General features: G+C 68.2%; 17 protein-coding genes and 1 tRNA gene. 6 read left to right on the top strand and 12 right to left on the bottom strand.

The genetic code is table 11. From position 1 onward, the window contains the following. Position 1: 1 nt before the first annotated feature. A complete protein-coding gene (locus BKA04_RS08640; protein ID WP_232842014.1) occupies positions 2-1,189 on the bottom strand; it encodes a hypothetical protein in 1,188 nt (395 codons plus the stop codon). A 111-nt stretch (positions 1,190-1,300) separates the two neighbouring features. Between BKA04_RS08640 and BKA04_RS08635 the strand changes: the two genes are divergently transcribed. Continuing rightward, positions 1,301-1,388 (top strand) — tRNA-Ser (locus tag BKA04_RS08635). Positions 1,389-1,472: 84 nt separating this feature from the next. On the opposite strand, the gene BKA04_RS08630 is transcribed toward BKA04_RS08635, so the two are convergent. The 6 genes from BKA04_RS08630 to BKA04_RS08605 all read right to left on the bottom strand — a co-directional run bounded on the left by BKA04_RS08630 (position 1,473) and on the right by BKA04_RS08605 (position 8,182). Continuing rightward, positions 1,473-3,251 (bottom strand): helicase HerA-like domain-containing protein, encoded by a 1,779-nt coding sequence (locus BKA04_RS08630; protein WP_104096052.1) that lies wholly within the window; start codon positions 3,249-3,251, stop codon positions 1,473-1,475. A gap of 37 nt (positions 3,252-3,288) precedes the next feature. Then, positions 3,289-3,621 carry a hypothetical protein gene (locus tag BKA04_RS08625; protein ID WP_104096051.1) on the bottom strand — a complete coding sequence of 111 codons (333 nt, stop codon included), beginning with the start codon at positions 3,619-3,621 and terminating at the stop codon, positions 3,289-3,291. Between the two features lie 78 nt (positions 3,622-3,699). Then, positions 3,700-4,965: a saccharopine dehydrogenase family protein gene (locus BKA04_RS08620; RefSeq protein ID WP_104096050.1), complete on the bottom strand. Its 1,266-nt coding sequence runs from the start codon at positions 4,963-4,965 to the stop codon at positions 3,700-3,702. A 43-nt stretch (positions 4,966-5,008) separates the two neighbouring features. After that, positions 5,009-5,677 (bottom strand): phosphatase PAP2 family protein, encoded by a 669-nt coding sequence (locus BKA04_RS08615; protein WP_104096049.1) that lies wholly within the window; start codon positions 5,675-5,677, stop codon positions 5,009-5,011. A gap of 15 nt (positions 5,678-5,692) precedes the next feature. Then, on the bottom strand, positions 5,693-6,922 hold the full coding sequence (locus BKA04_RS08610) for a multidrug effflux MFS transporter (protein WP_104096048.1): 1,230 nt from the start codon (positions 6,920-6,922) through the stop codon (positions 5,693-5,695). Between the two features lie 93 nt (positions 6,923-7,015). Next, positions 7,016-8,182, bottom strand: a complete 1,167-nt coding sequence (locus tag BKA04_RS08605) for an ROK family protein (protein WP_104096047.1) — start codon at positions 8,180-8,182, stop codon at positions 7,016-7,018. 30 nt (positions 8,183-8,212) lie between these two features. Between BKA04_RS08605 and xylA the strand changes: the two genes are divergently transcribed. Both xylA and BKA04_RS08595 read left to right on the top strand, forming a co-directional pair. Continuing rightward, on the top strand, positions 8,213-9,400 hold the full coding sequence (gene xylA, locus BKA04_RS08600) for a xylose isomerase (RefSeq protein WP_104096046.1): 1,188 nt from the start codon (positions 8,213-8,215) through the stop codon (positions 9,398-9,400). Positions 9,401-9,432: 32 nt separating this feature from the next. Continuing rightward, positions 9,433-10,911 carry a xylulokinase gene (locus BKA04_RS08595; RefSeq protein WP_104096045.1) on the top strand — a complete coding sequence of 493 codons (1,479 nt, stop codon included), beginning with the start codon at positions 9,433-9,435 and terminating at the stop codon, positions 10,909-10,911. A 96-nt stretch (positions 10,912-11,007) separates the two neighbouring features. Here the strand turns inward: BKA04_RS08595 and BKA04_RS08590 are convergent, their stop codons facing one another. After that, complete coding sequence (locus BKA04_RS08590) at positions 11,008-12,318, bottom strand: APC family permease (RefSeq protein ID WP_104096044.1); 1,311 nt, start codon at positions 12,316-12,318, stop codon at positions 11,008-11,010. Positions 12,319-12,451: 133 nt separating this feature from the next. Between BKA04_RS08590 and BKA04_RS08585 the strand changes: the two genes are divergently transcribed. Then, positions 12,452-13,336, top strand: coding sequence for an EamA family transporter (locus tag BKA04_RS08585; RefSeq protein ID WP_232842013.1), 885 nt, complete (start codon positions 12,452-12,454; stop codon positions 13,334-13,336). Here BKA04_RS08585 and BKA04_RS08580 read toward each other — a convergent pair. Together BKA04_RS08580 and BKA04_RS08575 are read right to left on the bottom strand one after the other, a co-directional pair. Further along, entirely contained in the window at positions 13,333-14,472 is a 1,140-nt protein-coding gene (locus tag BKA04_RS08580) for a cystathionine gamma-synthase (protein ID WP_104096042.1), read from the bottom strand. The two genes, BKA04_RS08585 and BKA04_RS08580, sit on opposite strands and share 4 nt — an antisense overlap. A gap of 10 nt (positions 14,473-14,482) precedes the next feature. Beyond that, positions 14,483-15,838, bottom strand: a complete 1,356-nt coding sequence (locus BKA04_RS08575) for a cystathionine beta-synthase (RefSeq protein WP_104096041.1) — start codon at positions 15,836-15,838, stop codon at positions 14,483-14,485. Between the two features lie 156 nt (positions 15,839-15,994). Between BKA04_RS08575 and BKA04_RS08570 the strand changes: the two genes are divergently transcribed. Continuing rightward, positions 15,995-16,699, top strand: coding sequence for a DUF3105 domain-containing protein (locus BKA04_RS08570; protein WP_104096040.1), 705 nt, complete (start codon positions 15,995-15,997; stop codon positions 16,697-16,699). Continuing rightward, entirely contained in the window at positions 16,677-17,372 is a 696-nt protein-coding gene (locus BKA04_RS08565; protein WP_198413313.1) for a DUF305 domain-containing protein, read from the top strand. Before BKA04_RS08570 ends, BKA04_RS08565 begins: the two co-directional genes overlap by 23 nt. A 12-nt stretch (positions 17,373-17,384) precedes the next feature. On the opposite strand, the gene BKA04_RS08560 is transcribed toward BKA04_RS08565, so the two are convergent. Beyond that, positions 17,385-18,818, bottom strand: a complete 1,434-nt coding sequence (locus BKA04_RS08560; protein WP_104096039.1) for a mechanosensitive ion channel family protein — start codon at positions 18,816-18,818, stop codon at positions 17,385-17,387. Further along, positions 18,811-20,976 (bottom strand): adenylate/guanylate cyclase domain-containing protein, encoded by a 2,166-nt coding sequence (locus BKA04_RS12290; protein WP_104096038.1) that lies wholly within the window; start codon positions 20,974-20,976, stop codon positions 18,811-18,813. The genes BKA04_RS08560 and BKA04_RS12290 overlap by 8 nt, the downstream gene beginning before the upstream one ends. Positions 20,977-21,061 lie beyond the last annotated feature (85 nt).

Genomic DNA, 21,061 nt, shown 5'->3' with positions numbered 1-21,061 from the left:
TTCAGTCCTTCCGGACACTGTCGGGCCCCTTCTCTCCTCGCGCCTTTCGAGACGCCGGTGGCCCCATCACGGCGGTCGTGACGGCCAGCGCGGCGAACAACAGCACGGCGATGACGTTGAGCACGCCGCCGACGCGGATGGCATCCGCCGAACCCCAGGCGTCCCCTCCGAGCAGCCGAACGACGAGCGAGAGGTGCAGGAGCGCAACCGGCAGGTAGAGGAACCAGCGGTATGGCAGTGGCTTGCGCAGTACCGCGGGAAGGATGACCGGGGCGTGAGCCATGATCATCGACATGACGAAGCCGAGGAAGATCGAGTGCAGGACGGCGTCATAGCGCGGCCCGTCGCCGGCCTCGCCCGCGACGACCCAGACGCCGGCCGCGACGACGAGCCAGACGTAGCCGGCGAGCAGGCAGATGGCCATGTAGCGGGGCAGGCCGGTCGTCGCAGCGAGCCGGGTCGCGACGTCGTAGCGGAACAGCCACACCACGAGCAGCGCGAGCGCGACGCCGAGGAGCGGATAGCCCGGCTCCGGCCAGAGCGGCGCGATCGCGGCCGTCGCGACCACGAGCATGGAGGCGGCGAGACCGAGCGATTCGGCCCTGGCGTCGACGACCGGCGAGATGCGCGCGAGCTCGAGCCTCTCGCCCGCGATCGTGAGGATGAGGAACGCCGCCATCCCCGGCACCATGGCGGAGATCGAGGCGCCGGAGAGCCACAGGATCGACGCGGTGACTCCGGCCACTGCACCGAGGATCTGGATGTCGATGGCCGCTGCGGGCGAGCGCCTCCGGATGACGAGATACACGCCGAGCAGCGCGCAGAAGCCGAGCAGGACCATCGTCTTGCCCACGGCATCCGGAAGCGGGGAGAGGAGGAGCAGGCTGCCGAGCCCGAGAAGCGCGGGCGCAGCGAAGCCCCACACGCGGCGGGCAGCGACCGCACGCTCGAGCACGATGAGCGTGCCGACGAAGCCGAACACCATGAGCGGGCCGTGCAGTTGCGCCACCTGGGCGATGGAGAGGGGCGCCCACACCCCGAGCAGGAGGAGCGCCGCGTCGAGCCCGAGCAGCAACGCCAGACCGCCGGGGATGAGGAAGACGAGCCGCAGCGCAGTTCGGTCGAGAACCGGTCGTTCGGATGCCCCGGTTCCGATCCCCTGGCCGGTCGGCCGCAGGGCGGAAGTCACTCTTCGATCGTAGCCGTCTCGCCGGCTCCGCAAGCAGGACGACGAACACGTGGCCACGGCTGATCCCGTAAGATTCTTGGAGGCCGCCGCAGCAGCATCGCGGCGCGACCTGGAGAATTCGCCTAGTGGCCTATGGCGCACGCTTGGAAAGCGTGTTGGGTGCAAGCCCTCGGGGGTTCGAATCCCCCATTCTCCGCCACCGGTTTTGCGCGTCGGCCTGCAGGGTCGGCGTGCGAAGCCGATTTTTGGATGCGGCGGGGACGATTCCCCCATTCTCCGTAGATCAGCGGCGCTTGAGCGTCCCGAAGATCCCCTTGATGACCGTGTTGATCATGGACTTCCCCTGCCGTGAGCGCATGAAGTCGGAGATCGGATTCGATTCCCCCCGCGACGAGGTGCGGGTCGTCGTGCGCGGCGTCGACGTCCTGGTCTTCGGGCGCGACTTCTCCCACTCGCGCTGCATCCGCTCGTAGTCGGCCTGCGCCTGCGCCGCCTCATCCCTGGCGGCCGCGGCGTCCGCCTGGGCCGACGCCGCCGCGGATGCCGCTGCCAGCTTCTTCGCGAGGATCTCGCGCGCAGACTCCGGGTCGACCGCAGTGCCGTACTTCGCCTGCAGTGGCGACCCGGCGACGGCGGCCTTCACGGCATCCGCGGACGCCGGATCCATCGATCCCTCCGGCGCGCGCAGGCGCGTCCACGCCACAGGGGTGGGCGCTCCGGTCTCGCTCATGACCGTGACGATCGCCTCTCCGATCGCCAACTGCGTGAGCACCTGCTCGAGGTCGTAACCCGAGATCGGGTACGTCGAGACGGTCGCGCGCAGCGCCTTCGCCGCATCCGGGGTGTGAGCGCGCAGCTGATGCTGGATGCGCGAGCCGAGTTGGGCGAGCACGTCATCCGGAACGTCTTTCGGCGTCTGCGTCACGAAGATGATTCCGACGCCCTTCGAGCGGATGAGCCGCACCGTCTGGATGATCGCCGTGAGGAAGTCCCTGGACGCATCCTGGAACAGCAGGTGCGCCTCGTCGAAGAAGAACACGAGCTTCGGCTTGTCGGTGTCGCCGACCTCGGGCAGGTCGTTGAAGAGGTCCGCGAGCAGCCACATGAGGAAGGTGGAGAACAGCGCCGGCTTGTCGCGCACGCCCGGTACCTCGAGCAGGCTGATGACGCCTCGGCCATCGGATGCTGTGCGCAGGAAGTCCGCCGTGTCGATCTCCGGCTCGCCGAAGAAGACGTCGGCGCCCTGGTCGCCGAACGCGATGAGGTTGCGCAGGATGACGCCGACGGTGGCACTCGAGAGGCCACCGAGATCCTTCAGTTCGTCTTTGCCCTCGTCCGTGAGCCAGGTGAGCACGGCCCGCAGGTCGGCGAGGTCGACGAGCGGCAGGCCGGCGTTCGCCGCGTAGTGGAAGACGAGTCCGAGTGACGACTCCTGCGTCTCATTGAGCCCGAGCACCTTCGAGAGCAGGGTCGGTCCGAAACCGGAGAGCGTCGCGCGGACCGGAACCCCCATCCCGATGCCGCCGAGACTGAAGTATTCGGTCGGGAAGCTCGCCGGAACCCAGTCCTGGCCGATGCCCCGCGTGCGGGCGAGGAGTTTGTCGCTCGACTGTCCGGGGGTCGAGACGCCCGTGAGGTCGCCCTTGATGTCGGCGGCGAAGACCGGCACCCCTGCGGCGGAGAGCTGCTCTGCGAGCACCTGGAGCGTTCGCGTCTTGCCGGTACCCGTGGCGCCCGCGACGAGGCCGTGACGGTTGAGCATGCCGATCGGGATGCGCACCTGCACGCCGGGATCCGCCTCGCCGTTGACGAGGGCGCCGACCTCGATCACCGACCCGTCGAAGGCGTAACCGGCTTTGATGGTTGCGACGTCCTCGGACTTCAGCGGGGCGGCTGCAGCGGTCGCTGCCGATGGCGCGCCGGCGGCATCCGGTTCCGTGGCGGTTCCGGGTGCGGCGGCCGCGGAGGCGTCGGCGGCCGCGGCCTGGGCCTTCGCGAGCGCAGCCTGCGCCTCTTCGAGCGCCTTCTTCGCCGCCGCTACCTCGTCCGCTGCATCCGTCATGGCGTCAAGCCTATTCTCGGGCTGACCGGTTCGACGCTCAGCGCACGGCCGACCACTCCGCGACGTTGATCGCCACGACGAACACGAGCGCGACGACAGCCATCGCGACCATGAGCCCGGCGAGGGTCACGAGCTTCGCTCGACGGACGGGAATCGCAAGCACCGCCACCACCATGAGCATGTACAGCACGAACAGGACGGCGGCGCCGATGAGGCCCACCGGCGGCTGAAGCGCATCGAGCGCCACGAGCAGCCCGATCGAGAGGGCGGCCAGCAGGCCCCCGACGATGAGCCAGGTGGCACCGCGCGAGGTTCGCAACGCGGGCTGGTCGCCGATCCGGGTGGAGTCCCGGTTTTCGGAGCGCGACATCCTTTTCACCACTTCCCTGGTCTCGCGGGAAGGTTACGACGATCGGCTGGGAGTCACCGGAGCCGTGGGGCTATCCGTTCACAACTCGCGGATGCCCCACGCCTGCCCGTATCCGCCCTCGGCCTCGGACCGCGCCATGAGGTCGAGGAACGGCTTCGCGTCGAACGCCTCGGGCCCGAGCACGCCGGAGCCGGTCCAGGTCCCGGATGCGAGCAGTTCGAGCGCGATGACCGGGTTGAGCGCGGTCTGCCATACGACGCATTGGCTCTCGTATTCCGCCATCGTCCACTCGTTGTCGCTCACGTGGTACAGGTAGCTCGAGCGCGGTGCGCCGTCCTTGCCCGTGCCCGTGACCCACACGCCCGCGCAGGTCTTGCCCGTCATCCGCGGCCCGATTGTCGCGGGGTCGGGCAGCCCCGCCGCCACGACATCGCGCGGCGCGACCATGACGGGGCCGTCCGCAGATCGAACCCGCACGGGCTGCGTCTTGTCGAGGCCGAGCTGGTTGAGGGTCTTGAGGATGCCGATGAACTCGTTCCCGAGACCGTACTTGAAGGTGACCCGCTTCGCGGGGAGCCAGCGCGGCATGAGCAGCACCTCCTCGTGCTCGACGTTGACGCACTCGACCGGGCCGATGCCGTCGGGAAAGTCGAAGACCTCCGGCTCGCTGAACGGCGCCGTCGTGTACCAGCCCTTGTCCTTCTCCCAGATGACCGGGGGGTTCAGGCACTCCTCGATCGTCGTCCAGATGCTGAAGGATGGCGCGAAGATCTCGTTGCCCGCCTCGTCCCGCACGACGAGATTGGCGCCGTCGCGCACGCCCAGCTCGTCGACGTCGCTGAACAGGTGATCGACGGCGTAGCGCGCGAAGACATCCGAGAGTCCAGGCTCGACGCCGATGCCGACCAGGGCGAGGCGCCCGGACTTCTCCCAGTCGCCCGACTGCGCGAACTGGTCGTCTCCGAGTTTCACGCCGGTCTCCTCGTGCGGATTCGTCGGATGCGGCTCCGACAGGCTCATCGCCATGTCGAGGTAGTCCGCCCCCGCCGCGAGCGCTCCCGTGAAGATCGTGGGCACGAACTTGGGTTCGACCGCGTTCATGACGTGGGTCGCCGCGTGCTCCTTCGCCACCGCTGCGACATCATCCGGGTCCGACGCGTCGATGCGGGCGGCCAGGAATCGCCCTGCGGCATCCGGATGCCTCTCGGCGATCCAGGCGACGGTCGCCTCCGCCCGCGCGAGATCGTAGTCGCTCACGATCATGGTCTCGAAGAAGGAGCGCCTGGCGGCGATCTTCGCGATCGCGTTGCCGACGCCGCCGGCGCCGACGAGGAGGATTCTCATGCAACCACGGTAGCCGGTCAGGGCAGCGGAAGCCTATTGCGGGTCATTCTGATTCCGTCGTCTGGTGAGGCTTTCTGTCGCGATTCAGTCGTGAAGCGAGGGGAGCCCAGACGATCACGGCAATCCCCGCGCCGACGAGGGCACCTCCGATCGTGTCGCTCAGCCAGTGCGCGCCGAGGTAGGTGCGGCTGAGGGCCATGACGACCGTGTACACGGCACCGACGTACCAGATCCAGGTTCGACCGAAGATGAGCGCGAGCGCCACGGCGATGGTCGCCGCATTCGCGACATGCCCGGACGGGAACGAGCCGACGTCGCTCGCCACCAGGATCTCCTCCGGGCGGGCGCGACCGAACACGGCCTTGAGCACCTGAACGACGACGACGCTGGCGAGTGAGACGAGCCCGAAGTAGAGCGCCGCCCAGCGTCGCCTGACCAGCACGAGTACGAGGATCATGGCCAGCGGAACGGCGTACCGTGCGAACCAGCCACCGCCGATCCAGCTGAGGGTGAAGGCCGGGGCGTCGAGCCACGGTGTGCGAAGCCGGAGGAGCTCCGCCATCCACGCAGAGTCGACCGGGAGCGGGCCGTTCTGGCGGCTCAGGATGATCGCCCCGAGCGCCACAGCGACAGCGACAGCGATAACGCCGCTGACCCACGGCCACGACCTGGTCGCCCGTCTGGCCGAGGCCGGCCCGGGGTGACGCTCCATGATGAGAGCCTAGGGCTAACGAACGAGTGCGGGCACCGTGCGCGGCCGGACGATGAACCACAGGGAGAGCACCGAAAGCACAGCTGTGCAGGCCATGACGCCGCCCATCGGGATGGCCGAGTCGATCCCGAGAACGCCGACGATCGGGGAGATCGCCCCCGCCAGTCCGAAGTTGAGCGCGCCGAGGACGGATGCGGCAGTGCCGGCCTCCTTCGGATGGTTCGCGAGCGCGAGCACCTGGACCATCGGGAACCCGAACCCGCATGCGGTGATGAAGAACCACAGCGGGATGAGTATGGCCATGAGACCGAGGTGCATGAGGTCGACGGTGACGATCGCAACCGCGGACAGGAGAAGCACCGCAGTCGAGACCGACAGGATCCACTGCGGTCCGACGTGCGTGGCGATCCTGGCGGAGATCTGCACCCCGGCGACGACACCGATCGAGTTCACGGCGAACAGGATGCCGAACTCCTGGGGGTTGAGCCCGTAGACCTGCTGGAACAGGAACGACGACGCGGAGAGGTACGCGAAGAGCCCGGAGAACGTCATTCCGGAGATGATCGCGACCCCGACGAAGATCCGATCACGGAAGATCGCCCGGTACCTCTCCCACACGGTCGAGTGGCCGGTGTCGACGCGCCGCGCCGGCGGCAGGGTCTCCACGATGAACATGGCCGTGGCGACCACGACGAGGATTCCGTAGGCGGCGAGGAAGTAGAAGATGCCCCTCCAGTCGAGGATGCGCAGCAGCTGCGAGCCGATGACGGGGGCGAGGATCGGGGCGAGCCCGTTGACGAGCGCGAGGCGGGACAGCATCCGGACGAGAGGCACGCCACCGAACAGGTCGCGCACCATGGCCATCGCGACGACACCGCCCGCCGCCGCACCGATGCCCTGCAGGACGCGGAACAGGCCCAGCCACAGCACATCCGGTGCGAGTGCGACGGCGAAGCTCGCAGCGACGTGCAGTGCGGTGGCGAGGATGAGCGGCAGCCGGCGCCCCACCCGGTCGCTCCACGGTCCGACGACGAGCTGCCCGACTCCGAACCCGACGGCGGTCGCGGTGAGGGTGAGCTGGATGAGTGCCGTCGACACTGCGAACTCATGCTCGAGGGCGGGGAACGCGGGCAGGTAGAGGTCGACCGTGAACGGCCCGAGCGCGGTGAGTGCGCCGAGCACGAGCACGTAGACGAGGCGCTGGCGGCCGGAGAGCGAATCCCCGGGATGGACGACGGTGGTCAAAGAATTTCCCAGGGTCGGGCGCGAAGGTGCTCGCGGCGGAAGTACGGACTTGCGCGAAGCGGCCCTGGTGCGCGCACGACGTCAACTTTACCGTCAGCGGCCCAGCGGATCGGCCAACACCTGCTCGAAGGCCAGCTCGGCCGCGCCGATCATGAGAGTGTCCGCACCGAGGGCCGCGGGCAGGATCACGACCGACTCGAATGGCGCCCCCAGCGCGGTGTCGCCGACGAGCGCCGCCAGGCTCTCCTCCTCGGTTCCGATGAGCAACCCGAGGAAACCGCCGAGCACCACCCTGGAGGGGTTGAACACGTTGACGATGTTGCGGAGTGCCACTGCGAGGTGACGGCGCTGGCGACCGATCTCCGCATCGACCGATCTGCTCGCGCCGATCGCCAGGAGCGACCGCAGCCCGCTCATGTCCTTGACGCCCGCTGCGGCAAGAAGGGCCTTCTGGGAGACCTCGGTCTCCAGGCAGCCCCGCGCGCCGCAGTGACAGGCGCGCCCCTCACTGTTGACGAGGGTGTGGCCGAGTTCACCGGCGTAGCCCGCGGCGCCGACGAGCGGGTCGCCGGCGATCACGATGCCGCCGCCGATTCCGCTGGCCCCGCCGTTGAGGTAGGCGAGATCGTCGACGCCGATGCCCGCACCGAACGCGCGTTCGGCGGTCGCCCCGAGGGATGCGTCATTGGCGGCGCGGACGGGGAGTCCGGTCGCATCCTCCAGCATCCGAGCGAACGGCACATCGACCCACTGCAGGTGTGGGGCGAGCCGCACCACGCCGTCCGATCGGCGCACGAGCCCCGGAACCGCTGCTCCGATCCCGACGACTCGCCTCTCTCGAAGATCGAGCTCACCGATCATGCCGACGATCTGCTCGACGACGCCGGCGACATCCGACCCGTCCTCCACCGGTCGCCGCATCCTCTGGATGACCGTGCCGCCGAGGCCGACGACCCCCAGGGTGATCGCATCCACCTCGGGGTTCACGGCGATGGCCACCGGGAGCGTGCCCGGCCGCACATATCGGCTCGGTCGGCCCGCGGTTTCGCGCGTATCGGGTTCCGCCTCGACCACGAGCCGTGCTTCGACGAGTTCAGCGACGAGAGCGGCGACGGTGGAACGGTTGAGACCCGACAACTCGGTGAGGCGGGCCCGGGGGACGCCCCCGCTGCGATGCACGACCGTCAGGATGGCGGACAGATTGTGGCGGTGAACATCGTCGGTGTGATTGCGCCCGATGGCGAGAGGGGATATGTTCATGGCAACAACAAATGTACCTTGGAGCAGGCAATGGCAACACCCACCCCCGCCGACAAGTTCACTTTCGGCCTCTGGACCATCGGATACAACGGGAACGACCCCTTCGGCGGGCCGACCAGGCCGCACCTCGACGTCGTCGAGGCCGTCGACCACCTGGCCGAGCTCGGCGCCTGGGGGCTCACCTTCCACGACGACGACCTGTTCGCGTTCGGGTCGACGGATGCCGAGCGGCAGGCCCAGATCGACCGCTTGAAGCAGGCTCTCGCCGACACCGGACTGACAGTTCCGATGATCACGACCAACCTGTTCAGCCAACCCGTCTTCAAGGACGGCGGCTTCACCTCGAACGACCGGTCGGTGCGCCGGTTCGCCCTCCGCAAGGTTCTGCGCAACCTCGACCTCGCCGCAGAGCTCGGCGCGACGACATTCGTCATGTGGGGCGGGCGCGAGGGCGCGGAATACGACGCGGCCAAGGACATCCGCGCCGCGCTCGAGCGCTACCGCGAGGCCGTCAACCTGCTCGGCGACTACGTCACCGACAAGGGCTACGACATCCGGTTCGCGATCGAGCCGAAGCCGAATGAACCGCGAGGCGACATCCTGCTGCCGACCGTCGGGCACGCGCTCGCGTTCATCCAGTCGCTCGAACGCCCGGAGCTCGTCGGGCTGAACCCGGAGGTCGGGCACGAGCAGATGGCGGGACTCAACTTCGCCGCGGGCATCGCCCAGGCGCTGTACCACGGCAAACTGTTCCACATCGACCTCAACGGGCAGCGTGGGATCAAGTACGACCAGGACCTCGTGTTCGCGCACGGCGACCTGTACAACGCGTTCGCGCTCGTCGACCTGCTGGAGAACGGCGCCCCCGGTGGCGGACGGGCGTACGACGGCCCGCGGCACTTCGACTACAAGCCGTCGCGCACCGAGGACATGACCGGCGTGTGGGACTCCGCCGCGGCGAACATGCGCAACTACCTGCTCCTGAAGGAGCGGGCGGCCGCGTTCCGCGCCGACCCGGAGGTTCAGGCCGCGCTCGCGGCGGCGAAGGTCCCGGAGCTCTCTGTTCCGACGCTCGCCGAGGGCGAGACGTACACCGACCTGCTCGCCGACCGCGCCGCGTTCGAGGACTTCGACGCCGGCAGCTACTTCGGTGCGAAGGGATTCGGCTTCGTCCGCCTCCAGCAGTTGGCGACCGAACACCTCCTCGGCGCCCGCTGACCGCGGCGGCGTTGGCGCAGCAAGGTTGACCCATGACAACACTCGTGGCGGGAATCGACTCGTCGACGCAGAGCTGCAAGGTCGTCATCCGAGAGCTCACCACCGGTGCGATCGTGCGCGCCGGTCGCGCAGCGCATCCGGATGGAACCGAGGTCGACCCTGACGCCTGGTGGCGGGCCATGCTCACCGCGATCGAGAAGGCCGGCGGGCTCGATGACGTCGCCGCGGCCTCCATCGGCGGGCAGCAGCACGGCATGGTGGTTCTGGATACCTCTGGGCACGTCATCCGACCCGCCCTGCTGTGGAATGACACCCGTTCAGCTCAGGCGTCCGCGGACCTCGTCGACGAGATTGGGGCCGCCGAGTTCGCCCGCAGGACGGGGTCGGTGCCTGTCGCCTCCTTCACCGTCACGAAGCTGCGCTGGCTCGCCGACCACGAGCCGGACAATGCCGCGCGCGTGCGCGCTGTCGCGCTCCCCCACGACTGGCTCACCTGGCGCCTGCGCGGGTTCGGTCCTGGCGATCGGAGCCCGCTCGGGCCGGTGCTCGGGGAGCTCACGACCGACCGCTCCGACGCGAGCGGCACGAGCTACTTCGACCCGGTGACCAATCTCTACGACCGCGACCTGCTGGCCCTGGCCCTCCGCCGCGCGCCGAACGAAATTGAAGGACTTATCCTGCCAACGGTGCTGGATCCGGCACAATCTGTCACGATTCCGGCCGATTCTCCTTCGTATTCGTTCACGCCCGAGGGCGGGGAGGACCACGGCGGCGGGTCCGTGAGCACCGGCGAGTTCGTGGTGGGCGCCGGCGCGGGAGACAACGCCGCCGCCGCCCTGGGACTCGGCGCGCGAACGGGCGACGTCATCGTGTCGATCGGGACGAGCGGCACGGTCTTCGCGGTCAGCGAGACGCCCGTGCGCGATGAGAGCGGTGCCGTCGCGGGTTTCGCGGATGCCGCCGACGGATTCCTCCCGCTCGTCGCCACCCTGAACGCCGCCCGCGTCCTGGACTCCGCCTCGCAACTCCTCGGCGTGGACTATGAGGCGCTCGGCACCATGGCCCTCGCCGCAGAACCGGGCGCAGGCGGCCTCGTCCTCACCCCGTACTTCGAGGGCGAGCGGACCCCGAATCTACCGGATGCGACCGCGAGGCTCACCGGCATGACACTCTCCTCCACGACGCGCGAGAACTTCGCGAGGGCGGCGATCGAGGGGATGCTGTGCGGTCTCGCCGACGGCCTCGACGCCTTGCGGCGCTGTGGCGTGGCGACCCGGCGCATCCTGCTCATCGGAGGCGCCGCTCAGAGCACGGCGGTCGCGACGATCGCAGGGCAGGTCTTCGATCTGCCGGTCGTGGTTCCGACGCCGGGAGAGTACGTCGCTGGGGGAGCTGCGGCGCAGGCGGCATGGGCTCTCACCGGCGAGCGGCCGACGTGGGAGGTCACGATCGCGTCCCGGCCGGCATCCGACCACCGCCCCGTCATCCGCGCTCAGTACGCCTCCCGCTAGTCCCCCTCTGTCCTGACGACTGTGGTTGACCTCTCTCCCGTTGACTCGGGTCAATCCGTGACTTCGGGTGCCGCTGCACCCACAGTTCGACCCGAGTCAACGGAGGTGCACAGGGCGCGACGACCGCGCCCGCATCCGCTTGACGACGGTGAGGACGACCGCCGCGAGCGCGAGGCTCGCCGGGACGAGGAGGTGCGCTCCGGCGAGAAGCAGGAGGCCGACCACGAGGATGCACGCGATGACCGCCATCCACCATCCGACCGACCAGCGCTCGAGCAGCCGAAGCGCAGCCGTCATCCCGACCGCGTAGATCGCGACCATGCAGCTCGTGTGGATGAGGACGAACGCGGCGAGGTCCAGCCCGGTGAGGATCAGTGCGACCAGGTACCCCGCGGCCAGAACCGCGATGACGAGGAGGCTGCGACGCGGGATGCCGCCCGTGTGCGCTCCGGCCGCCATCCACCGGGGCAGGTCGCCGTCGCGCCCGAGCGATGCTCCGAGTTTCGCGAATGCACCCAGGTACGTGTTCAGCACACCGACTGAGACGACGCCGGCGATGACGGCGACGGCCACCGGCCCGACCCCCGGCGCCGTGGTGGCGACGAGATCGAGCAGCGGCACGGGTCCCGTGCCCGCATCCGAGCCGAGAACGGCGATCGTGACGACCTGCAGAGCGAGGTAGGCGATTCCGACGGTGGCGATCGCGATGGCCGTCGCGAGCGGGATGGTCCTGCGCGGGTTCTTGAACTCCCCCGCGATGTGCGTCACGGCCTCCCACCCGGCGAACGCCCACACGAACAGGCTGATCGCGGCGCCGACGCCTGCCCAGCCGTGCGGCAGGAACGGCGTGAAGTTCGCGGGATGCGCGGCCGGCGCGCTGACCACGACCACTCCGACGACGATCGCCACGAGCAGGCCCGTGAGGGCGAGCTGAACTGCTCCCGAGACGCGAAGCCCGAACAGGTTGGAGACGAGCGGCGGCACGAAGATGACGATCGCGATGACCACGACCACCCACTGCGGCGCTCCGACGATCGCGCCGATGTAGGACGCCCCGAGCACCGCGACCACCGGTGCGCCAACCGAGACCCCGAAATAGAACCAGTACCCGGCCATGCGCGCGGCCGTCGGCCCGAGCGCGAGACGCACGAACGTGGCGACGCCCCCGGCATCCGGATGCCGCGCCGCGAGCGCCGCGAACGTCCCGGCGAGCGGAATGGAGATGACGAGAACGACGAGCACCGCAAGGATGGATGCCGGACCCGCCGCCGTGGCGGCGAGCGACGGCAGGACGAGGATGCCCGTCCCCAGCACCGACGCGATGTACAGCGACGAGCCCTGCAGCACGCCGACGGTTCCCAGGTGGGGGGCGGGCGCGGCCAGCGGGTCGGCAGTCCGTATGCTCATTGCTCCAGTTTCGCTGTGACCACTGACGCGCGCAGGGGATTCAGGTCGCGGTCGTGCGGCCGGCGTACCGCGATTCGGCACAGCGGGCCTCTCCTGAATTATGCCGGAGTTTTCAGGCCCTAGTGTCAGTGGTGTGAGCACGCAGCGCGACCGGACGGTGGGGGTGACGACCCAGCTCGCCAGCCAGGCGAGCATCAACTTCGGCTCGTCCATCGCGGGGCTGTTGATCCCGATCGTCGGCAGTGTCATCGTGGTGGCCGTTCGTCAGGTGGTCATCGCCCTCGTCCTCGTGCCGACCGTGCGGCCGCGCATCCGCGGTCGGAGCCTGAGAAGCCTCTGGCCGGTCCTCGCACTCGGCATCATCCTCGCCGGCATGAACCTGAGCTTCTACGAGGCCGTCGGCCGCATCGGCCTCGGCATCGCCGTCACGATCGAGTTCCTCGGGCCCCTCGCGATCGCGCTCATCACCTCGCGCCGGATTCTCGATGTCGCCTGCGCTCTCGGCGCGGGCCTGGGGGTCTGGCTCCTCGCGGGCACCGACGGCCGACTGGATGCCGTGGGCATCATGCTCGCGCTCGTCGCGGGGGCCGCCTGGGCGGCATACATCCTCGTCGCCCGGATCGTCGCGACACGGTTTGCCGGCCTGGACGGACTCACCCTCGCGAGCATCGTCGCGGTGGTCGCCATCCTGCCCGCCGCGCTCGCGGTCATCGACTATTCGACGATCGACTGGCGCGTTCTCGGGCTCCTGGTGGCGACGGGTGTGCTTTGCTCCGCCATCCCGTACAGCCTCGACAGTGTCGTGCTGCGCAGGATCACGCCCCGCCTGTACGCGATCGTCACGAGTTGTGCACCGGTCATGGCTGCCCTTTTCGGCTGGCTCATTCTGTCGCAGTCGCTCACCCTGCAGCAGGTACTGGCGATCGTACTGGTGTGCGTTGCGGCAGCGACGGCGTTCGCGACCCAGCGCGACCGCCCGGTCTCGGAACTCGAGGCGACTGCGGTGTCGACGCCCTAACCGAGCGCGGCACGCACATCCTCGATGAGGTCGGCTGCGTCCTCGATGCCGACGGAGAGCCGGATGAGGTTATCCGGCACCTCGAGCTCCGTTCCGCGCACGGAGGCGTGCGTCATCTCCGCCGGGTAGTTCACAAGCGACTCGACTCCGCCGAGCGACTCGGCGAGCTGGAAGAGCGTCGTCGACTCTGCGAACTTCTTCGCCGCAGCTGCGCCCCCGCGGAAGGTGATGGAGAGCATCCCGCCGAACCCGCGCATCTGGCGCGCGGCGAGCTCGTGACCGGGATGATCCGGCAGGCCGGGGTAGTACACCCGCTCGAGGGCCGGATGCCCGACAAGGCTCTCTGCGATCGCCTGCGCGTTCTCGCAGTGCCTGGCCATCCGCAGCGACAGCGTTTTCACCCCACGGGTGGTGAGCCAGGCATCCATCGGGCCGGACACTGCCCCGGCTGCGAACTGGACGAATCCGACGCGCGACGCGAGGTCGTCGTCGTTCAGCACGATGGCGCCGCCGAGCACATCGGAGTGGCCGCCCAGGTATTTGGTCGTCGAGTGCACGACGACGTCAGCTCCGAGGGCGAGCGGTGTCTGCAGGTACGGCGAGGCGAAGGTGTTGTCCACCACCACGAGAGCGCCGGCCGCGTGCCCGATGTCGGCGAGGGCCGCGATGTCGGAGATCGTCATGAGCGGGTTGCTCGGCGTCTCGACCCACAGCACCTTCGTCTCCGGGCGGAGGGCAGCGCGCACGGCATCCAGGTCGCTCATGTCGACGACGCTCAGGGTGACGCCCCACGGCACGAAGATCCGGTGGACGAGGCGGTGCGTGCCGCCGTAGACGTCGTTGCCCATGAGCACGTGGTCGCCCGGTGCGAGCACGGTGCGCAGGAGTGCGTCCTCCGCGGCGAGCCCTGAGGAGAAACTCAGTCCGTGCCTGCCGCCTTCGAGGCTGGCGAGTTGCACCTGCAGCGAGTCTCGCGTCGGGTTGGTTCCCCGAGTGTATTCGTAGCCGTTGCGAAGGTCGCCGACGCTCTTCTGCACGAACGTCGTCGTGAGGTAGACGGGCGGGATGACGGCGCCCGTCGTCGGGTCGAATGCCTGGCCGTCGTGCACGGCGCGGGTACTGAAGTCGTGGGTCATGGTGTCGCTTTCAGGCTGTGCCGTGGCGCAGGTCGGTGCGGGTGAGGAGAGAGATGGGTGTGCCGTCGCGCAGCACGAGCACTGCCTCGGCCGTCTCGAGGGCCCGGCGGGCGACGTCGAGGGGCTCGTTGATCCCGACGAGTTGCAGTCGCGCGCCGGCGTGGTCGCCGACCGGGTCGGTGGATGCCGCGGTGCCGTTCGCGAGCGCCTCGAGCAGGCGCATCCCGTCGACGGTGCCTGCGACTTCGCCGAGGACGACGGGCGGCGCGACCGCGAGAATGGGAAGCTGGGACACCCCCTTCTCGGACAGGATGCGCAGCGCGTCACCGACGGCGTCGCCGGCCAGCACGTGGGGCAGAGCGGCCGGGTCTGGGGAGTCCAGTGCGTCGGCGACGGTCGGCCCTGCCCCGGCTGCGGCGAACCCGTGCGAGGCCATCCAGCGCTCGTTGAAGATCTTGCCCAGGTAGCCGCGGCCGCCATCCGGAAGCAGCACGACCATCACCGCGTCGGCGGGCAGGCTTCTCGCGGCTTTGAGCGCCGAGGCGACCGCCATCCCGCTCGATCCGCCGACGAGCATGCCCTCTTCGCGGGCGAGTCGGAGGGTCATCTCGAACGACTCGGCATCAGTCGACGCGACAATCTCGTCGACGACGTCGGGGTCGTATGCGGTCGGCCAAAAATCTTCGCCGACGCCCTCCACGAGGTAGGGCCGTCCGGTTCCGCCCGAGTAGACGGAGCCTTCGGGGTCGGCGCCTATGACGACGACCTTCCCGTCGGACACTTCCTTGAGGTAGCGCCCGGCGCCGCTGATCGTCCCGCCGGTGCCGACACCGGCGACGAAGTGGGTGATGCGGCCGTCGGTGTCCCGCCACAGTTCGGGTCCGGTGGTCTCGTAGTGGCTGAGCGGACCGTTCTGGTTCGAGTACTGGTCGGGTTTGAAGGCGCCAGGGATCTCGCGGACGAGTCGATCAGAAACGCTGTAGTAGGACTCAGGGCTCTCCGGAGCCACGGCGGTCGGGGTCACCACGATCTCGGCGCCGTATGCCGTGAGCACGCTGCGCTTGTCCTCCCCCACCTTGTCGGGCAGCACGAAGACGCACCGGTAGCCGCGCTGCTGGGCGACGAGGGCGAGACCGATTCCGGTGTTCCCACTCGTCGGTTCGACGATGGTTCCGCCCGGCTTCAACTTGCCTTCCCGCTCCGCAGCGTCGATGATCCGCGTCGCGATGCGGTCTTTGGATGACCCGCCGGGGTTCAGGTATTCGAGCTTGACGAGCACCGTCGCGGCGATGCCATCCGTCACGCGATTGAGTTTGACGAGAGGCGTGTTTCCGACGAGGTCGAGGATGCTATTGGCGTACGTCATGGTGAGCCAAATCTACCAGCGGCGCGGTGGGCGTCACCCGTGGTCGAACGGCCTCGTACCAGGCAGGGAATATTCGCACCGCCGGCAGGCTTGTCCTCAGGAGAACCGTCTAGGTTGTTAGAAGAAACCCGCCGCCCCACCGACAGGACGACGCCCATGGCCCCCAGCAAAGACCCGGCGAAGAATGCCGCCCCCACGACCGGCAAGCTCACCGTGAAGCAGGAGCGCGAGCAGCGTCGCCAGGTGAAAGTCGCCGCCTTCAAGAAAGAGCAGGCGCGGTCGAAGCGCAACCGGATGATCGGCATCTGGGGCGCCGTTGCCGGCAGTGTTCTCGCAGTCGGCCTCGTCGCCGCCATCGTGGTCGTCACGAGCATCCCCAAGACGGATCCGTCGACGATCGAACTCACCGGCCTGCAGACCTGGGATGTCCCGGGCGCCGTCCACGTCGACCCGCAGCCCGTCGACTACGAGGCCGACTACGGCATGAACCCACCAGCCGGCGGCCCGCACTGGGGCGCCTGGCTGAATTGCGGCATCTACACGGAGCCGCAGGAGAACGAGCGCGCGGTGCACGCCCTCGAACACGGCGCGGTCTGGGTCACCTACAACCCCGACCAGGTCACCGGTGGCGAGCTCGACACGCTGCGCGACCGGATGCCGAAGACCTACAGCATCCTGTCGCCGTACCCCGGGCTCGATTCCCCGGTCGTCGCCTCGGCGTGGGGCGCCCAGATCACCATGGACGACGTCAAGGATGAGCGACTCGACGCGTTCGTCGCGAAGTACTGGCAGTCCGGCACGGCGCCGGAGCTCGGCGCGGCATGCACGGGAGCGGTGGATGGTCCAGGAAGGATCCGCTGACCCGCCGAGTGGCGTCGCCGACGCGGCAGCACACCCGGTTCCGACCAGGACCATCGTCCTGGCGATCGTCGGCGTCGCCGTGCTCATCATCGCGAGCTTCATCACCGGGCGGATGACCGCGACCACCGAGGTGGTTCCCAACAACACGAGCGCCGAAGCCGGATTCGCGCGCGATATGCAACTCCACCACCAGCAGGCAGTGGAGATGTCGATGATCGTGCGCGACGCGACCGACGATCCGGACATCCGGTTGCTCGCGTTCGACATCGCCCTCGCGCAACAACAGCAGGTGGGCCAGATGTTCTCCTGGCTCACCGTGTGGGGGCTGCCCCAGGCTGCGAGCGAACCGTCGATGACCTGGATGGTTCGCCCCGGTCGCAGCGGAACCGGCCACAACCACGGCGCGGATGGGGAGGCGCACATTCCGGGGCAGCCCATGCCGGGCCTGGCAACCGACGAGCAGATGGCCGAGTTGCGCGCCGCCACCGGGGTCGAGGCCGAGAAGCTCTATCTCACGCTCATGATCGCGCACCACGTCGGCGGGGTCGACATGGCCGAGGCGATCCTCGACCGCTCGACGAACCGCGTCGTCACGAACCTCGCACGCGGCATGATCGCCGCCCAGCAGAGCGAGATCGACTACATGCAGGAACTGCTCGCCCTTCGGCAGTGACGCGCAGCCGACTCACGCACTGAGCCGGTTGTCCTGACGCGGTTCGAGCCCGAACTCCTTGAGCCGTGCGATGGTCTTCGCGCGCCTGTTGTCGATCTCCGTACCGATGTCCAGCGCCAGCTCCGGATTCGAACTGACCAGAACATCCAGCACCGTGTTCGGCACGAACAGGACCGAGAGATCGCTCACTGCCGTCACCGTCGCCGCGACGGCCTGACGGGTGAGACTAGCCAGGCCGATGATGTCGCGCTGCGCGAGTTCGGAGACGACCACCTCACTGCCATCCGACCCCTGCGCGCCCAACGCCGCCGTGCCGGACAGGATGAACCGCATACCGTCCGGGACGGCGGCGCGCTGCTGCACCACCTCGCCGGCGCCGTAACGCTCGAGCGTCACCGCATGACGGAACTTCATCGCATCCTCGTTCGACAGGTACAGGGCGTGAGCGACCTCGAGCAACGCTGCCCGGTAGTTCTCGTCGGACTGGTAGTTGTCCGTCAGGTCGTTGTCGTAGTGCAGGCCCGCGCGTCGTGCCGCGTACCAGATGCGGGTCTTGAACAGTCGCGGTCCACTGAACTCGTCGCTCGGTGACCTGAGGCTCAGGGAGATCTTGTAATTGCCCTTCCGCATCGGCGTGACGGTCGCATCCTGTCCCGGCACCGACTGCGGAAGGCCGCGGGCGACCTGCTGGCAGACGGCGATGACCGTCTGAGGAGGATCGTCGGTGGAGAACTTGACCTCCAGCCCCGCCGAGAACGAGTCCGGGCTCCGACTCAGATTCACGAACGAGCTCGCCGCGAGGTGCGCATTCGGCACGATCCGGATGCCCTCATCCGTCTGGATGTGCACCGACCTCCAGTTCACCTCGACCACGCGGCCGCGTACGCCGTCGGCATCCAGCCAGTCGCCGAGCTCGAACGGCTGCTCGAACAGCAGCAGCAGTCCGGAGATGACCGACCCCACCGCATTCTGGAGGGCCAGCCCGATGACGATCGACCCGACGCCGAGAGCCGTGAACAGGCCGCCGATATCCGCGCCCCACACGAACGCGAAGAGCGCACCGAGGCACACGATGATGATGATGAGCCGCACGATCTCGACGAAGATGGACGGCACTCGTTGACGCCAGGTGCCCTTCTGTGCCGATTCGAAGAGCGCGAGGTTGAGCCCGTTCACGAGCAGCAGGATGATCAGGAAGCCGAAGACGGTCGCGACGATCCGAGTCCAGTTCCAGTCGATGTTGAGGTACGTCGTCTGGCTGATGAGAAGCAGGAGGGCACCGACAGGGACGATGAAGTTCCTCAGAAGGGAAACGATCCGCGCGGCCCGACTGCCACGGCGAATGAGCGAACTGTGCGCCTCCGTGAGGATCAGAAGCAGGATCGGCAGCCCGACGACGATCGTGACCGCCGGCCAGAACCAGGGCTGCCCCAGGAAGTCAGCCATGGTTTGTCGCCGGGTTCAGCCGCCACACCCGCTGCTCGCCGTTCGACGTCTGGACAACCCCCGTCATGGCGACGTCCTGACTCCCCGGGAGCTTGTCGAGCACGCGCTGGGTGAGGAGGATCCCCGCCTCCGCGGTCTCCCCCTGAACGCGGAAGGCGAGGCTCACGGCATCGCCCCACAGGTCGTACACCATGTGGGACTCGCCCACGAGACCACTCGTCACGGTTCCCGTGTCGATGCCGGCGCGCAGGTTCAGAGACGCTCCGAACTGTGCACCGAATCGTTCGAGGATGCGTTGGAACTCGACGGCGAGGTCGACGGTTCGGCGCGCGTTGTCGACCCTCGGGACGTTGAGACCGCAGCTGGCCAGATATCCGCTCCGATTGTTGCGGACGCGTTCGACGCCGTGCAGGTCGGCCGCCTCATCGAAGCTCCTCAGGATGTCGTTCAACTGTTTGAGCGCCGTATCGGATGCCAGTCCTCTGCTGTATTCGTCGAAGCCGACGATGTCCGCGTACAGGACCGTCACATCCTTGTGATCCTGCACGATGTTCTGGTCCCCGTCGCGATAGCGTTTCGCCACAGCGGGGGGCATGAGCGTGAGGAGGAGTCGCTCGTTCTCCGCCACCTGCTCGTCCAGGAGAGCGGCCTTCACCTGCAGGCTCCGGCTCATGTCGTTGAATGCCGTGCCGACATCCGCGAGTTCGTCGCTGCGCCCGGCGTCCACCTGGACGCCCTCCTCGCCCGCGGCGATCCTCCCGGCGGCGACCTTCAGCCTGCGCAGTGGCCGCACGATGATCTGGGCCAGCAGGAGCGACAGAAGGGCGACGAGGATGATGAGCGCCGTCGACGACAAAACGAGGTTCCGCGTGAACTCCCGAACCGGGGCGAAGGCCTCCTCGGTGCTGATCTCCGCAACCATGACCCAGTCGAGGTTGTCGATCTGCACCGGCGTGTACGCGGCAAGCGACTCGTCGCCCAGGTAGTTAGTTCCGATGATCGTCCCGGTCTCGCTGTTCAGGGCATGATCGACCGCTTCGGTGTCGATCGGCTGCGCCAGGAGCGTGCTCCCCGACGAGATGATGCGATCGGCGAGCTCCGGCTTCGTCCCGGTCGCGACGACTTTGTTCCGGTAGTCCTTCGGGTGCTCGACGAGCATCCGGGACGTCGACCGCATCAGGTGGTCGTCGCCCACGAGGTAGGTCTCCCCCGTCTCACCGAGCCCTTTCGCGCTCCACGACAGATCACCCGTCATCGCCGCGTTGATCGAGTCGATGGGCATCTCCACGGCGAGCGCGCCGACCGCCTGCCCGCCGGACCCGATCGGCGACACCGCCCAGGCGGCCGGAACGCCGAGGGAGGGCGGATACTCGCCGAAGTCGGTGAACTCGACCGTGTCGAGGATGTTCGTGCTGAGCACTTTGGTATACGCCGACGCGAGGTTGCTGAACGCGTAGGGGCCGGTCAGCAGATTGGTGCCGAGGTCCACTCCTTTGTACGCGGTGTAGACGACGTTGCCGTGCAGATCGATGAGCAGGATGTCCTCGAAGTCGAACAGCTGGGTCATCCGCCGGAACTGGTCGTTGTAGGCGGCGTTGGCGGCCGACCACGCGCTCCCGTCACCTGCGTCGTCGTTCGCGATCGCCACATCGAAGTCCTCGTACGGCAGCGTGTAGTGAAGCTGCAGGTAGCTCTGCGCCGGGCTTGACGGCAGGAAACTCGTCGGATCGACATCGGTGCCGGTCGCCGCGCCGAGCCTCTCCGAGAACGGTCCGGCGAAGTAGTCCCGGATCGCGGCCGTGTCATCCGGGGTCAACTCCGCGGTGCCGAGCGCGTCGAAGCCGTCGGTGAACGCCTTCGTCGCGTCGATCGTCTCCGAGCTCCTGCTCTGCACGAGGACGGTGTTCTTGATGCGGGAGAAGAGTTCCGCGACCTCGCGGGCACGGGAATCGCGCACGCCGACGAGCCGGTCGAACGCGGCATCCCGCAGCGAATCCGACCCGTTGACGTAACCGATGAGCCCGACCACGACGCTCGAGAGCAGGCTCACGAGAAGCAGCATGATGAGCAGAGCAGACTGGATGCTCAGGCCGGCCCGCCTGCCCGATGTCCGCGCTTCACCGCGACCGGGGGACGGCTCGGTGGTGACGTGCGACACGGGGACTCCCAAGGGGCCATGCGACAGGGTGGGACTCACTGTAGTGAATGCCGGCGCCCCTCAACAGTGGCGGGAAGAAACTGCT

The sequence above is a fragment of the Terrimesophilobacter mesophilus genome, assembly GCF_014200375.1.
Taxonomy (GTDB): domain Bacteria; phylum Actinomycetota; class Actinomycetes; order Actinomycetales; family Microbacteriaceae; genus Terrimesophilobacter; species Terrimesophilobacter mesophilus.
Note: the sequence above shows the minus strand (reverse complement) of the source record. Positions and strands in the feature narration are given on the sequence as shown.

What these genes read in the sequence shown, in the direction of transcription:
- BKA04_RS08630 (WP_104096052.1), bottom strand. Translation starts at nt 3,251, where the DNA reads ATGACGGATGCAGCGGACGAGGTAGCGGCGGCGAAGAAGGCGCTCGAA.
- BKA04_RS08625 (WP_104096051.1), bottom strand. Translation starts at nt 3,621, where the DNA reads ATGTCGCGCTCCGAAAACCGGGACTCCACCCGGATCGGCGACCAGCCC.
- BKA04_RS08620 (WP_104096050.1), bottom strand. Translation starts at nt 4,965, where the DNA reads ATGAGAATCCTCCTCGTCGGCGCCGGCGGCGTCGGCAACGCGATCGCG.
- BKA04_RS08615 (WP_104096049.1), bottom strand. Translation starts at nt 5,677, where the DNA reads ATGGAGCGTCACCCCGGGCCGGCCTCGGCCAGACGGGCGACCAGGTCG.
- BKA04_RS08605 (WP_104096047.1), bottom strand. Translation starts at nt 8,182, where the DNA reads ATGAACATATCCCCTCTCGCCATCGGGCGCAATCACACCGACGATGTT.
- xylA (WP_104096046.1), top strand. Translation starts at nt 8,213, where the DNA reads ATGGCAACACCCACCCCCGCCGACAAGTTCACTTTCGGCCTCTGGACC.
- BKA04_RS08595 (WP_104096045.1), top strand. Translation starts at nt 9,433, where the DNA reads ATGACAACACTCGTGGCGGGAATCGACTCGTCGACGCAGAGCTGCAAG.
- BKA04_RS08590 (WP_104096044.1), bottom strand. Translation starts at nt 12,318, where the DNA reads ATGAGCATACGGACTGCCGACCCGCTGGCCGCGCCCGCCCCCCACCTG.
- BKA04_RS08580 (WP_104096042.1), bottom strand. Translation starts at nt 14,472, where the DNA reads ATGACCCACGACTTCAGTACCCGCGCCGTGCACGACGGCCAGGCATTC.
- BKA04_RS08575 (WP_104096041.1), bottom strand. Translation starts at nt 15,838, where the DNA reads ATGACGTACGCCAATAGCATCCTCGACCTCGTCGGAAACACGCCTCTC.
- BKA04_RS08570 (WP_104096040.1), top strand. Translation starts at nt 15,995, where the DNA reads ATGGCCCCCAGCAAAGACCCGGCGAAGAATGCCGCCCCCACGACCGGC.
- BKA04_RS08565 (WP_198413313.1), top strand. Translation starts at nt 16,677, where the DNA reads ATGGTCCAGGAAGGATCCGCTGACCCGCCGAGTGGCGTCGCCGACGCG.
- BKA04_RS08560 (WP_104096039.1), bottom strand. Translation starts at nt 18,818, where the DNA reads ATGGCTGACTTCCTGGGGCAGCCCTGGTTCTGGCCGGCGGTCACGATC.